The organism is Rathayibacter sp. AY1C4 (assembly GCF_002932195.1).
Taxonomy (GTDB): Bacteria; Actinomycetota; Actinomycetes; order Actinomycetales; family Microbacteriaceae; genus Rathayibacter.
The window spans coordinates 71086-85381 of the sequence record NZ_PSWE01000015.1 but is presented as its reverse complement, the minus strand read 5'-3'; the positions used below and the strand labels follow the sequence as shown (position 1 = coordinate 85381).

The following is a 14296-nucleotide window of genomic DNA, read 5'->3' as shown; positions in this document are numbered from 1 at the left end:
ACCCTCGACGACGACCGCCCGATGATCTTCTGAGCATGGCCTCGTCGAAGAAGAAGCGCGCGCGGGCCGAGGCGGCCTCGGCCCGCGCGCGCTTCTTCTTCGACGAGGCCATGCTCAGAAGATCATCGGGCGGTCGTCGTCGAGGGTCGTCTCGAGGTCGAGGTCGACCACCACCGGGACGTGGTCGCTCGGGGCGTCGCCCTTGCGCTCGTCGCGGTGGATCGAGGCGCCGGTGACGAGGTCGCCGAACGCGGGGGAGCCGAGCACGAAGTCGATCCGCAGCCCCTCGTTGCGCGGGAAGCGGAGCTGCTTGTAGTCCCAGTAGGTGTAGCCCTCGGGCACGAGCGGGCGGACGACGTCGCGCAGGCCCGCGTCCTCGAAGGCGGCGAAGGCGGCGCGCTCGGGGATCGAGACGTGCGTGGATCCGGGGCCGAGGCTCGGGTCGCCCACGTCGCTGTCGAGCGGCGCGACGTTCCAGTCGCCGACCAGGGCGAGCGGCAGGTCGGGCTCGGCGGCCAGCCACTCGCGGGTGCTCGCCTCGAGGGCCGCGAGCCACTCGAGCTTGTAGAGGTAGTGCGGGTCGTCGACCGCGCGGCCGTTCGGGACGTAGAGGCTCCAGACGCGCACGCCGTCGACCGTGGCGCCGATCGCGCGGGCCTCGAGCGGGAAGGAGCCGTCGGCCGCCGCCTCCTTCGCGAAGCCGGGCATGCCCGGGAAGCCGATCTGCACGTCGTCCATCGGCAGGCGCGAGGCGATGCCGACGCCGTTCCACTGGCTGAGCCCGACCATCTCGACGTGGTAGCCGGCGTCGGCGAAGGCCTCGTGCGGGAACTGCTCGGGCTTGCACTTGAGCTCCTGCATGGCGAGGACGTCCACGTCCTCGCGCACGAGCCAGTCGACGACGCGGCCGGTGCGGGCCCGGATGGAGTTCACGTTCCAGGTGGCGATGCGCATCCTGGAAGTGTAGGAGCCGCCGCCGACACGTCTCCTGCGCGTCCTCCGCGCGTCCCGGCGGCCGCGGGCCGGGGGAGTCATCCCCTCGGCGGATTGCGGAACCGGTGTCGGTGGTCGATGGTTGTCTAGCGCCGTCCCGACCGGCCGTTCGTTGTGCCGTCCGGACGCCGCCGCCGCCCGCGCCGTGCGGGCCCGACGGGCTCCCCGGCGCTCCGCGCTCCCCAGCCCGGTCCCCTCCCCTCCCGCTCCTGCTCCGCCCCTCCGGAGGACCCATGATCCTGCTCCGCCTCGCCTCCGCCTACGCGAAGCCCTACGCGCGCTGGGTGGCCGCCGTCGTCGTGCTGCAGCTCGTCGCGACGCTCGCCGCGCTCTACCTGCCGAGCCTCAACGCCGAGATCATCGACCAGGGCATCGGCCGCGGCGACACCGACTTCATCTGGGGAACCGGCATGACCATGCTCGGCGTCTGCGTCGTGCAGGTCGCCGCGGCGATCGGAGCCGTCTACTTCGGCGCCCGCACCGCCATGTCCGTCGGCCGCGACCTGCGCCGCGACGTCTACCGCCGCGTCGACTCGCTCAGCGGGCTCGAGGTCGGCGGCTTCGGCACGGCCACCCTGATCACCCGCGGCACGAACGACGTGCAGCAGGTGCAGATGCTCGTGCTGATGACCCTCAACTTCATGGTCTCCGCGCCGATCATGTGCGTCGGCGGCATCGTCTTCGCCCTGCGCGAGGACGCCGGCCTCTCCTGGCTCGTCTGGGTGTCGGTGCCGCTGCTGTTCGTCGTGGTCGGCTTCCTGGTGTTCCTGCTGCTGCCGCTGTTCCGCCTCATGCAGGACCGGATCGACGGGATCAACAGCGTGCTGCGCGAGCAGATCACGGGCATCCGCGTGGTGCGCGCCTTCGTGCGCGAGCCGTTCGAGTCCGAGCGGTACCGCAAGGCCAACGCGGCGATCACCGAGGTGTCGATCAAGGTCGGCAACATCTTCGTGCTGATGTTCCCCGCGATCATGATGATCCTGCACCTGGCCACCGCGGCCGTGCTGTGGTTCGGCGGGCAGCGGGTCGACGCCGGTCAGATGCAGGTGGGCTCGCTCACCGCGTTCCTGCAGTACCTCCTCCAGATCCTCACCGCCGTGATGATGGGCGTCTTCATGGTGATGATGATCCCCCGCGCGGTCGTCTGCGCCGAGCGGATCCAGCAGGTGCTCGACGCCCGCACCAGCCTCACCACGCCCGAGGGCGGAGTCCCGACGCCCGCGCGCGGCCGCGTCGAGTTCTCCGGGGTCGTCTTCGGCTACCCGGGCGCCGAGCGCCCCGTGCTCTCGGGTATCGACATCGTCGCGGAGCCGGGCCGCACCACGGCCGTCGTCGGCTCCACCGGCGCCGGCAAGACGACCCTGCTCGGCCTCGTGCCGCGCCTGTTCGACCCGCAGGAGGGCACCGTCACGATCGACGGCGTGCCCGTCTCCTCCCTCGACCGGGCGCAGCTCGCCGAGGTGATCGGGCTCGTGCCCCAGCGCCCCTACCTCTTCTCGGGGACGATCGCCTCGAACCTGCGCTTCGGCCGCCCCGACGCGACGGACGCCGAGCTGTGGGAGGCGCTGCGCATCGCCCAGGGCGAGGACTTCGTGCGGAGCAAGGAGCACGGGCTCGACGAGCCGGTCTCGCAGGGCGGCACCAACGTCTCCGGCGGGCAGCGCCAGCGGCTCTGCATCGCGCGGGCCCTCGTCGCGAAGCCGCGGGTCTACCTGTTCGACGACTCGTTCTCGGCGCTCGACGTCGCGACCGATGCGCGGCTGCGGGAGTCGCTGGCCGACGCCACCACCGACGCGACCGTGATCATCGTGGCCCAGCGGGTGTCGACCATCCGCCACGCCGACCAGATCGTCGTGCTCGACGCGGGCCGCGTCGTCGGCCGCGGCACGCACGACGAGCTCCTCGAGACGAACGCGACCTACCGCGAGATCGTCGAATCCCAGCTGAGCGTCGAAGGAGTGTCCTGAGATGGCGCGCACACGCGACACCACCGCCCCCGAGGAGACGACGTCCCCCGAGCCCGAGTTCGAGCCCGGCGAGGGTGACGGCGGCATGTTCGGGGACGGGCCGCCCGCCCGCAAGGCGCAGAACTTCTGGCCCTCGGCCAAGCGCCTCTTCTCGCTGCTCGGCCCCGAGCGCGCCCGGATGGTCCTCGTGGTCGCCCTGGTCTCGCTGTCGGTCGTCCTCACCGTCATCGCGCCCAAGATCCTCGGGCAGGCGATGGACACGATCTTCAACGGCGTGATCGGCTCCCAGCTCCCCGCCGGCGTCCCGCTCGAGCAGATCATCGAGCAGCAGCGCGCCTCGGGCAACGGCACCTTCGCCGACATGCTGGCCAAGACCGACATCGTGCCCGGCGCGGGCATCGACTTCGTGGTCCTCGGCCGCCTGATCATCATCGTGCTGCTGATGTACGTCGTCGCGTCGGTGCTCATGTGGGCGCAGGGCTACATCCTCAACGGCCTCGTGATGCGGGTGGTCTTCGGCCTCCGTCAGGACATCGAGGCGAAGCTCAACCGCCTCCCGCTGCGCTTCTTCGACACCCGGCAGCGCGGCGACGTGATGTCGCGCGTCACGAACGACGTCGACAACATCCAGACGGCGCTGCAGCAGGCCTTCTCGCAGCTGGTGCAGTCGGTGCTCACCATCATCGGCATCGCCGCGATGATGTTCATCGTCTCGTGGCAGCTCGCGCTGATCGCGCTGATCTCGATCCCGCTCTCGGGCGTGATCGCGGGCGTGATCGGCGCCCGCTCCCAGAAGCTCTTCGCCGCCCAGTGGAAGAACACGGGCGCGCTCAACGGCCACATCGAGGAGACCTTCTCCGGGCTCGAGATCGTCCGCGCCTTCGGCCGCGACCGCGAGATGCTCGAGGAGTTCGACCGCCGCAACGACAGCCTCTACACCGCCTCGTTCGGCGCCCAGTTCGTCTCGGGCATGATCATGCCCGCGATGACCTTCGTCTCCTACCTCTCCTACGTGCTCATCGCCGTGGTCGGCGGCCTGCGGGTCGCCTCCGGTCAGCTCACGCTCGGCGACGCGACCGCGTTCATCCAGTACTCGCGCGAGTTCACCCAGCCGGTGACCCAGCTGGCGAGCATGGCGAACATGCTGCAGTCCGGCGTCGCCTCGGCCGAGCGCACGTTCGAGCTGCTCGACGCCGAGGAGCAGGAGCCGGAGACGGCGACCGCGTCGCTCCCGCAGCGCACCGACGGCCACGTGGAGTTCGAGGGCGTCTCGTTCTCGTACGACCCGGAGCAGCCGCTGATCGAGGACCTGACCTTCTCCGCGCAGCCCGGGCAGACGGTCGCCATCGTCGGTCCGACCGGGGCGGGGAAGACCACGCTGGTCAACCTGGTCATGCGCTTCTACGAGCTCACCGGAGGGCGCATCCTGCTCGACGGCGTCGACATCACGAGCCTCGCGCGCGGCGATCTGCGCTCGCGCGTGGGCATGGTGCTGCAGGACGCGTGGCTCTTCCAGGGCACCATCCGCGAGAACATCCGCTACGGGAGCCTGGACGCGACCGACGAGGAGATCGTCGATGCGGCGAAGGCCACCATGGTCGACCGCTTCGTGCGCCAGCTGCCCGACGGCTACGACACGGTGCTGGACGCCGACGGCGGCAGCGTCTCGGCGGGCGAGCGGCAGCTGATCACGATCGCGCGCGCGTTCCTCGCGAACCCGTCGCTGCTGATCCTCGACGAGGCCACCTCCTCGGTCGACACCCGCACGGAGCTGCTCGTGCAGCACGCGATGAACGCGCTGCGCACCGACCGGACCTCGTTCGTCATCGCGCACCGGCTCTCCACGATCCGCGACGCCGACACCATCCTGGTGATGGAGTCGGGCCGGATCGTCGAGCAGGGCGCGCACGAGGCGCTCCTGAAGCAGCGCGGCGCCTACTACGAGCTCTACATGACGCAGTTCCGCGGAGGAGGCGACGAGGCGGGCGAGCACGCCGCAGCGGGCGCGCTCCCGAGCGGGGGAGGGGTCGCCCCGTAGAGTAGGCGCGTGACCGACGCACGCCAGCAGCTCATCGAGTACATCGGCTCCGACGCCGTCTTCCACGGGGACTTCACCCTCACGAGCGGCAAGAAGGCGTCGTACTACGTCGACCTGCGCCGCGTGAGCCTCGACCACCGGGTCGCGCCGCTGATCGGGCAGGTCATGCTCGACCTCATCGCGCCGCTCGAGCGCGTCGACGCCGTCGGCGGCCTCACCATGGGAGCCGACCCGATCGCCGCCGCGATCCTCCATCAGGGCGCCGCCCGCGGTCTCGCCTACGACGCGTTCGTCGTGCGCAAGGAGCCCAAGGACCACGGCCGCGGCCGGCAGGTCGAGGGCCCCGACCTCGAGGGCAAGCGCGTCGTCGTCGTCGAGGACACGTCCACCACCGGCGGCTCGCCGCTGAAGGCGATCGAGGCCCTGCTGAAGGTCGGCGCCGAGATCGCAGGAGTCGCCGTCGTCGTCGACCGCGCGACCGGTGCCCGCGAGATCATCGAGGACGCCGGCTACCCGTACTTCGCCGCGATCGGTCTGGCCGACCTCGGCCTGAGCTGATGGTCGACGAGGGGGGACGCGGCGGGGGCCCGGGAGGCGGCGAGCACCCGGAGCCGGAGCGCCGCGGGTCCGAGGGCCGCGAGCCGGAGCCTGCCGGATCGGAGGCCTCCGAGCCGGAGCGTGCCGAGCCGGAGCGTGCCGAGCCGGAGCGACCCGAGCCGGAGCGTCCCGTCGGCAGCAGCGAGTGGCTGCTCCAGCAGCTCAGCGGCGGCCGCCTGAAGAGCATCTTCGACTCGCCCCGCCCCGTCCCTCCCGTGGAGGAGTCGCGCGCGGAGCGGACGTCCGGTCCTGCTGAGTCCGCAGCCGACGAGGCCCACGCGTCAGCGGAGGAGCGGAGCGTTGCGAGCGAGTCGGCCTCCTCCGCCGACGCGGCCGGACCGTCGTCGAGCGACAGCGACAGCGACTCCGACGCCGCGCCGCCCCGTGCCCCCGCCGCTCCGGTCGGCCTGTGGCCGGGGGAGCCCGTGCTGAGCGCGACGCCCGCCGCCGAGGAGGCCGGCGGCGACCTCCCGAAACCCGCGGACGACTCCGCTCGGGTGGAGGTGCAGGACGCCGACGCCGACCGCGGAACGGTCGTGGAGCCGGAGCGCTCCTCCGACCGCGACGGCGTCTCCGCCGAGGGACGGAGCTCTCGGGGCGGCGACACGGGAGTCCCCGACGCGGGAGCCCGCGCCGTGGGAGCGCCCGAGACGGATGCCCGCGAGACGAGTGCCCGCGAGACGGGTGCCGGTGGGACGACTGCCCGCGAGACGAGTGCCTCCGACGCGGACGTGTCCGACGAGGACGACTCCGACGAGGACGACTCCGACGAGGACGCCTTCGACGCGTTCTTCGCCCCCCTCCGCGACGACAACGCCGACGGCTCCGGCTCCGACGCCTCCACCGATGCCGGCCGCACCGAGGTGCACCGCCGCGGGGCGGACTCCGTGCGCCCGGTCCTGCCGCACACCGACCCTCCCGCCGACCTGCCGACCGCCCCCGCCGGACTGCGCAGCGCGCACCGGCCGGACGACGAGCCCGATGCCGGATCCTCGGCCGACGTCGACCCGGCGGGCCGCTCCGGCGTCCCCTACCCCGCCGACGGACGCCCGGTCGGCGCCACCCCTCCGACTCCGCGCGAGCCGACTCCGCCCGCCGTCTACGAGTGGCCCGACCCGCGAGGGGACTGGGACCAGCCGCCCGTGTGGGAGCAGGTCGTCGCTCCGCAGGACGAGCCCGACGATGACGGTGGCGACGAGGAGCTGTGGCGCGAGACCGCCGGCGCCTACTCGTGGAACCTCGAGCCGGCCGCCGAGCCCGCCGACCGCGCCGAGCCCGCGCCCTTCCGCACCGCTCCCGCGGCCGCCCACGTCAACGCCGCTCCGCCGCGGAAGCGCCGCTCCGCCCGGTCCCGACCCGAGAGCCGCGAGCGCGACTCGGCGCCCGCCGGAGCGCCCGCATGGCGCACGCTCAGCCGACGCCGGCTCCTGATCGGCCTGATCGCGGCGGGTGCGGTGATCCTCCTCGCCGGGCTCTTCGCGATCGGCATCGCCGTCGGGAGCGCCGGCGGCCGAGCAGAGCCGCAGGCCGTCCCGGTCGTCAGCGAGACGCCCACGGCGGAGCCGACCCCCTCGCCCACGCCGACCGCGACCCTCCCGACCGTCGGACCGCTGCCCGTCGGCACCTGGGCCTGGAGCGCGCTCCTCGGCGGCGAGTGCGTCGAGCCCTTCGACTCCGTCTGGGCGGAGGAGTTCACCGTCGTGGACTGCGCGGGGGCCCACTCCGCCCAGCTCGTCGCCACCGCGGAGCTGACAGACGCGGTGTTCCCCGGCCAGGACGCCCTGGCCGTCACCGTCTCCTCGCTCTGCCAGGCGCAGGGCGTCGTGGACGTCGCCGCGGCCGAGACCTACGGCGACGTGCAGGTCGCCGGTGCGTTCCCCGTCACCCAGGAGCAGTGGGACGCGGGCGAGCGCAGCTACTACTGCTTCGTCGACCGGGCGGGCGGCGGCGAGCTGACCGGCTCCCTCGCCGGCACCCCCGCGGCCTGACGCGCGCCGTCGCTCGGGCCTCGGAGGACGCCGCCGGGCACCGGCCCGGTGCACCCGGCCGAGCCGCGGAGCGCCCAGTAGGATCGCTCGTCGTGCAGGAGAACGAGGCGACCCCCGCGACCGGACCCACCGCCTCCGTGGAGCTCACCACGAACGGCGTCGGCCCCTGGCAGGGCGAGCGGCCCGAGGACGACCGCCTCGACCCGGAGCTGCTGGAGCGCGGCGACGCGCGCAACGTGGTCGACCGCTTCCGCTACTGGCGGATGGACGCGATCGTCGCGGAGCTCGACCGCACGCGGCACCCGTTCCACGTCGCGATCGAGAACTGGCAGCACGACATGAACATCGGCTCGATCGTCCGCAGCGCCAATGCGTTCGGCGCGGAGGGCGTCCACATCGTCGGCCGGCGGCGCTGGAACAAGCGCGGCGCGATGGTCACCGACCGCTACCAGCACGTCCAGCACCACGAGACGGTGGCCGACCTCGCGCAGTGGGCCGCGGAGGCGGACGTGCCACTCCTCGCCGTCGACAACGTCCCCGGCTGCGTGCCGCTCGAGACCTACCGGCTCCCCGAGCGCTGCCTCCTGCTGTTCGGGCAGGAGGGACCCGGCCTCTCGGAGGAGGCGATCGCCGCCTCGGAGGCCGTGCTCGAGATCACGCAGTTCGGCTCGACCCGGTCGATCAACGCCTCGGCGGCGGCAGCCGTCGCGATGCACGCCTGGGTGCTGCAGCACGTCCGCTTCTGACCCCCGCGAGCCGCGGTGCCGTGTCAGGAACCGGCGCCCGGCCCGCTGCCGGGACTCAGACCGCTGAATCCGGCGGGAACTCCGACTCCAGCGGCTCCGACGACAGGAGCTCGTGCACCCCGCTCAGCACCTCGTCCGGGCGGAACGGGTAGCGCTCGATCTCGGCCTCGTCGCTGATCCCCGTCAGCACCAGCACGGTGTGCAGGCCCGCCTCGATGCCCGCGACGATGTCGGTGTCCATCCGGTCGCCGATCATCCCGGTGTTCTCGCTGTGCGCGCCGATCTTGTTCATCGCCGAGCGGAACATCATCGGGTTCGGCTTGCCGACGACGTACGGATCCTTGCCCGTCGCCTTCGTGATGAGCGCCGCGATAGCCCCCGTCGCCGGGAGCACGCCCTCGGCGCTCGGCCCCGTCGCATCGGGATTGGTGACGATGAAGCGCGCACCCGCGACGATCAGGCGGATCGCCTTCGTGATCGCCTCGAAGCTGTAGTTGCGGGTCTCGCCCACGACCACGTAGTCCGGCGCCGTCTCCGTCATGATGAAGCCCGCCTCGTGCAGCGCGGTGGTGATCCCCGCCTCGCCGATCACGAACGCGCTCCCGCCCGGCTTCTGCGACGCGCAGAAGTCCGCCGTCGCCAGAGCGCTCGTCCAGATCCGCTCCTCCGGCACGTGCAGCCCCGACCCGCGCAGCCGCGCCGCCAGATCCCGCGGCGTGAAGATCGAGTTGTTCGTCAGCACCAGGAACGGGGTGCCCGAATCGGTCCACTCCTGGATCAGCTCGGGCGCGCCGGGGAGCGCCTTGTTCTCGTGCACCAGCACGCCGTCCATGTCCGTGAGCCAGGCCTCGACTTCACTGCGGTTCGTCGCCATGGGTCGATGCTATCGGCGGCACCCCCGCGCACGACGGCGACGACCGGCGAACCGCCCGGCTCCCTCCGCTGACGCCCCTGTGGAGGGACGACCGTCGTGCGCCGGACGGCCGGACCCCGGACCCGCACAGCCCCGAGCGGGATAGCCTGGGAGGCATGAGTGGCGAGAACCTGCTGGGCCCCGAACCGACCCTCCTCCCCGACGAGCCCGCGGTCACCGCGGCCCTCGCGAAGCACGCGAACCCGGGAGCCGTCGAATTCGCCGCCCTCGCCGCCGCCCACCCGCGCTCCCCGCTGGCCTGGGCACTGCTCGCCGACAGCGTCTGGGGCATCGACGCGGCCCTCCCCTCCTACGCCTACGCCCGCGTCGGCTACCACCGCGGTCTGGACCTCCTGCGATCCGCCGGCTGGCGCGGCCAGGGTCCCATCCCGTGGCGCCACGGACCCAACCGCGGTTTCCTCCTCGCCCTCTACGCCCTCCGCCGCGCCGCCGACTCCATCGGCGAGACCGAGGAGGTCACCCGCCTCACCCAGTTCCTCCAGCAGGCCGACCCGATCGCCATCGACGAGATCGAGCGCTATCACGAGGACGCGCTTCCCCCCACTGCCGCTATCGTCATCCTCGGCAACGACTAGGCGGCGCCGGGGACGCGGTCCCGGGGGCGTCGGGCTCGGAGGCCGACCCGGAGGGCTTGAGGCGGAGTCGCGATCCCGTCCACCCGCAGTCCTGCGCATCGTCTCCTGTCGGCGTGCCACCCGCCGGCGAGGATCCGGCGGAAGCCCGACCGCTCAGGTCCTCCTCGTCCCTTCCCCTGGGTAGTGTTCGCTCCTGTGACGCTCTTCTCGGACCTCCCCGTCCTTCCCGTCCTCAGGCGCGCACGCGAGCGCGATCGCCTCGCGTCCGCGGAGGCGGGCTGCTGGGCGTGACACGGTCGGCCGGGGAGGCTCCGGTGAGCCGGTGGCGCCTGCGGGTCGCCGGGACCACGGCGGTCCTCGCCTTTCTGCTCCTGCTCGTCTGCGCCGATCCCTTCGGATCGGACTCCTCGCGGCAGTTCGTCCGGATCGCCCGCTCCCATGATCCGACTGGTCTCGTCCACGCCCTGGGTGGAGAAGGGATCGCAGTCTGCGCTCTCGCCTCACCGGCTGCAGCGGCGGCAGCCGCGCTGGTGGCGGCGAGCAGCCGTCGACCCTTCGTCCCCGCACTCGGAGTGCTCGCGCTGCTCGAGGGGGCGTCGACCGTCGAGATGATCGTCACTCCGCCGTCGGTCGGTGGCGTGCTGTACGGCCTCCTCTCGGTTCTCGCGGGCACGGCGGTCGGGGCGCTGGTCGGCACGATCCTCCGACGAGTCGTCCCGAATCGATCCGCCGCACGCTCACTGCGGATCCTCTGGCGCACGTGGCTCGCCGTCCTCCTCGCCGTCGCACTGCTCGCCGCGGTGGCGGTGCCCCTCTTCGTCCGCCCCGTTCTCGATCCCGTGGGGGGAGCCGATGCGCTCGTGGTGCTGGGTCCTGCTACTGATCGCAGGGTCGGCCGTGCGCTCGCTCTGCTCGAGGAGCACCGGGATGTCACCCTCGTGCTCTCGACTCCGCGCCTGGAGAACGGTTCGTTCGCCCGAGCCGAATGCGATGCCGGCGAGGAGGTCAGAGTCGTCTGCTTCACTCCCTCCCCGTTCACTACGGGCGGTGAGATCTCCGAGCTGAACACGCTCTCCTCGGAGTACGACTGGACCTCGGTGGCACTGATGACCTCCACTCCGCATGTGACCCGGGTCCGCACGATCGCGTCTCGCTGCCTGCGCACACCGTTCTCGGTCGGCTCGGTCGACGAGCCGCGGCGGGTGAGCGAGTGGACTCTGGCGGTGGTCTATCAGGTGCTGGCGTTCGGCAAGCTGCTGATCCTGAAATCCTGTGAGAGCGGCCGCTCGTGAAGAAGGATCCGCACCTTGGGCCCCCCTTCTAGGGGCGGAACCATGGATCCGCGTCGTCGTTCCAGGAAAACGACAGAGTCTCCTCTGCTTCCCTCCGCGGTCGGGGGGTGCGGCTGTCGACAGCCGATGGCGGGATGATCCGAGCATGAGGAGATGACGACGACTCTCGAAACAGGACCCGGATCCCGCCGCACGTTCCTCCGCTACGGAGGGGCCGCGGCCGCGGCCGCCGTCGTCGTCGCACCCGCCGCGGAAGCCGCGGACGAGACTATACCTGCGACCCGCGTCAACGGAATCCACAACTACCTCGAATTCGCCGGGACCACTGACGAGGACAAGCTCCGCGCCGCGATCGACTATTTCGTCGCCGCTCGCCAAGAGGTCACGTTGACGATCTCGAAGAGCTTCAAGATCACGCGCACCCTCGTGATCGACTCCTCGTACATCTCGCTCGAGTTCACCTGCGGTCCGCTGAATGCGACCGCCATCACCAGCGGTCCTGCTCTCACGGTGATCGGCAGTGCCACGTCCGGCTACCCCAACAACAGGGCGGCGATCACCGGACTCCGTCTGCTGGGGCCGGGAGCGTCCGCGACGGCCAGCACCGGAATCCTGTTCAACACCGACAGCACGACTGCCGCCACCACGCGCGGGCTCGGACTCTGGGGCCTGGAGATCTCGGGCTTCGGGACCGGCGTGTCCTTCGAGAACGATGCGTTCCTGATCAGCTTCTACAACTTCCACATCTTCCGCTGCAGGACGGCCGTTTCCATGCCCGCAGGCAGAGTCAACTACGGCGAGAACATCAAGTTCATCGGCGGTGGTATCGGCACCAGCACCCTCGGCGTCTACAACGCCAACCCGAACGGCGAGCTGCACTTCGTCTCGACGTCGATCGACTTCTGCGTGCAGGCCGTGAAGGTCGACGCGGGTCGGGTGATCCTGCACCAGCCGCATATCGAGATCAACGAGAGCGGCGCGAACTCCACGCTCTCGCAGTTCGTCACCGGGTCGAGTACAGCTGCGCAGATCTCGATCTCAGGCGGACACCTCTTCTTCCATCAGGTCCCGGTGGCCAACTACCTCTTCGAGACCACTGCAGGAGGGTGGGGCGGCGGAATCCAGGTCCATCAACTGTCGATGTTCAATACGCAGATGAAATCGGGATATCTCGCCGGTGGCACTGCGAAGGTCCGTATCAGCCAGCACGTCACCTCGGACGGGAACGGCAGCGGTTCGGGGCAGGGGTCGATTCTGCATTCGAAGGCGGCGAACAAGCTCGTCGACGGGAACTTCTCTCTCGCAGCGCCCGTCGACGCGTTCCTCAACGGCGCCGACGCGACGAGCCGCACCACCAGCCCGTCCATGACGCTGACCACCAGCGGCAACCAGCTGCTGATGACCCGAGTGGCCGGCGGTCCCGGTCCGGCGGTCTCCATCGACGTCCCCGTCACAGCGGGGCTGCTGTACGGCGTCGACTTCACCATCGCGGGATCCACGTCGACGGGCACGATGTACGTGTCCGAATCCTTCGTCGCCGTGACCGGCGTGTCCTCGTCGGGGATCCCGATCGTCGCTCGGAGCAGCGCTCGCCCGGTGTCGAATCTCGACCTCGCCGGCGCGAACGCGCAGGCTCCCTTCCGCAAGACCTATCAGCAGACGACCTGGAACCGGGTCGCTCCTGCGTGGGCGACGCACTTCCGGCTGCGGTTCACCTTCGGATCGGTGACAGCAGGAGTGACTCGCTTCTCGGAGATCGTCATCACCGAACTCTGACGGGGGCGGCGGGTGACGGACCTCGAGAAACCCGACTGGTAGCGTCAGACCATCCCTCGCCGGCCGAGGTCGTCCGCTCCGTCGCCGAAGCGGGCGTGTCGCGGTCCGATCACAGGCCGTGGTGCCCTCTCCCAGATCGTCTCGTGGTGCCCGGGGCGGTCCGCCGAAGAGACGAACGAAGGAGAAGCACGCGAATGATCCGGGCACTCTTCTCCGTGAAGGACTTCTCCGGCTCGAGCAACCCCTACATCGAGCTGCTCGTCGGTTCGTTCCCGGCGTCGGTGGAACCGGTCGCGTTCACCTGGCGACGTGCCCTTCTCGGGCGCTACGACGTCTTCCACGTGCACTGGCCGGAGTACCTCTTCCGTGCCCCGCGCGGCCCGCGCCGCTGGCTGAAGTCCGCCCTCGCCTTCGGGCTCATCGCCCGGCTGCTCGCGTTGGGGACGCCGGTCGTCGTGACGATGCACAACCTCCGACCGCACGAATCGGGCAGTGCCGTCGAGACTCTCCTCGCGCGCTGGCTGGACCGGCTCACGGACGTCCGCATCTATCTGAACGAGTCCGACGAGAACGACCTGGACCGGGGAGTCGTCGTCCTGCACGGCGCCTATCCGGAGTCGGCCTCTGTCCCGGGCCCCCGTGAAGCGGGTCGGCGCATCCTGTTCTTCGGGCAGATCCGGCCCTACAAGGGACTCGAGGAGCTGATCGCGGCCTTCAGCGCACTCACCGACGGCGAACTCGTCATCGCCGGCGCGGCCGCTGTCCCCGAGTACGCCGACGAGGTGCGCAGAGCGGTCGGAGCCGACGGTCGCGTCCACCTGCGGCTCGGCCACATCGACGACGCCGAGCTGGACGAGCTCCTGGCAGGCGCGGACCTCGTCACCCTGCCGTACAAGTACCTCTACAACTCCGGAGCCGCGCTGCTCGCCCTCGGCGCGCGGAAGACGATCCTGGTCCCGGCGACCGGATCGACGCGGGCCCTCGCCGCGGAGGTCGGGAGCTGCTGGGTGGAGCTGTTCGACGGCCTCGTGTCGCCGGCGGCGTTGGAGGCGGGCCTCGAGCGAGCGCGCCGGCACGGAGAGAGGGAGCGACCCGACCTGTCCAAGCGCGAGCGTTCCCTCGTGGGAGCGCTGCACGGCGCCGTGTACGAGGCGCTCGTCGCTGCAGGCCGAGGTCGAGGACGAGGCGGGAAGGGGAGGAGAGCGGCGACGCTCGCTCGCCTCCGCGCAGACCCCCGCTTCCTCCGGCATTCCGAGCTGAATCGATGAACGAGCCGCAGGGAGTCGAATGAGGCGTTCAGCGCCGAGCCGCCGTTCACGTACCAGGACTACTTCGAGGGGACAGGACGGACCGGGTCGGAGTACACCCTCTTCGATGATCTCGACTCCGC

Annotated in this window: 11 protein-coding genes; 9 read left to right on the top strand and 2 right to left on the bottom strand. The window is 71.1% G+C overall.

Annotated elements, in window-relative coordinates:
• Positions 1–114: 114 nt before the first annotated feature.
• Entirely contained in the window at positions 115–954 is an 840-nt protein-coding gene (locus C5C99_RS09565) for an exodeoxyribonuclease III (protein ID WP_104340007.1), read from the bottom strand.
• 272 nt (positions 955–1226) lie between these two features.
• On the opposite strand from C5C99_RS09565, the gene C5C99_RS09560 reads away from it, so the two are divergent.
• From C5C99_RS09560 to C5C99_RS17525, 5 genes are all read left to right on the top strand, one after another.
• Complete coding sequence (locus C5C99_RS09560) at positions 1227–2960, top strand: ABC transporter ATP-binding protein (protein ID WP_104239193.1); 1734 nt, start codon at positions 1227–1229, stop codon at positions 2958–2960.
• Position 2961: 1 nt separating this feature from the next.
• Positions 2962–4998, top strand: a complete 2037-nt coding sequence (locus tag C5C99_RS09555; RefSeq protein ID WP_104338726.1) for an ABC transporter ATP-binding protein — start codon at positions 2962–2964, stop codon at positions 4996–4998.
• 9 nt (positions 4999–5007) lie between these two features.
• Complete coding sequence (pyrE, locus tag C5C99_RS09550; protein WP_104225724.1) at positions 5008–5556, top strand: orotate phosphoribosyltransferase; 549 nt, start codon at positions 5008–5010, stop codon at positions 5554–5556.
• Positions 5556–7583: a hypothetical protein gene (locus tag C5C99_RS17530; protein ID WP_104340006.1), complete on the top strand. Its 2028-nt coding sequence runs from the start codon at positions 5556–5558 to the stop codon at positions 7581–7583. The genes pyrE and C5C99_RS17530 overlap by 1 nt, the downstream gene beginning before the upstream one ends.
• Before the next feature lie 92 nt (positions 7584–7675).
• Positions 7676–8329 carry a TrmH family RNA methyltransferase gene (locus C5C99_RS17525; protein ID WP_104222802.1) on the top strand — a complete coding sequence of 218 codons (654 nt, stop codon included), beginning with the start codon at positions 7676–7678 and terminating at the stop codon, positions 8327–8329.
• A gap of 55 nt (positions 8330–8384) precedes the next feature.
• Here the strand turns inward: C5C99_RS17525 and C5C99_RS09535 are convergent, their stop codons facing one another.
• Complete coding sequence (locus C5C99_RS09535) at positions 8385–9203, bottom strand: HAD-IIA family hydrolase (protein WP_104225721.1); 819 nt, start codon at positions 9201–9203, stop codon at positions 8385–8387.
• A 155-nt stretch (positions 9204–9358) separates the two neighbouring features.
• Here C5C99_RS09535 and C5C99_RS09530 point away from each other — a divergent pair, with 155 nt between their 5' ends.
• The 4 genes from C5C99_RS09530 to C5C99_RS09515 all read left to right on the top strand — a co-directional run bounded on the left by C5C99_RS09530 (position 9359) and on the right by C5C99_RS09515 (position 14174).
• Positions 9359–9838 carry a DUF3151 domain-containing protein gene (locus tag C5C99_RS09530; RefSeq protein ID WP_104225720.1) on the top strand — a complete coding sequence of 160 codons (480 nt, stop codon included), beginning with the start codon at positions 9359–9361 and terminating at the stop codon, positions 9836–9838.
• A gap of 314 nt (positions 9839–10152) precedes the next feature.
• The gene (locus C5C99_RS09525) at positions 10153–11130 is read left to right on the top strand and encodes an ElyC/SanA/YdcF family protein (RefSeq protein WP_104340005.1); all 978 of its coding nucleotides are present in this window, start codon (positions 10153–10155) and stop codon (positions 11128–11130) included.
• Between the two features lie 153 nt (positions 11131–11283).
• Positions 11284–12906 carry a twin-arginine translocation signal domain-containing protein gene (locus C5C99_RS09520; RefSeq protein WP_104340004.1) on the top strand — a complete coding sequence of 541 codons (1623 nt, stop codon included), beginning with the start codon at positions 11284–11286 and terminating at the stop codon, positions 12904–12906.
• 194 nt (positions 12907–13100) lie between these two features.
• Positions 13101–14174, top strand: a complete 1074-nt coding sequence (locus C5C99_RS09515; RefSeq protein WP_104340003.1) for a glycosyltransferase — start codon at positions 13101–13103, stop codon at positions 14172–14174.
• Positions 14175–14296: the final 122 nt, after the last annotated feature.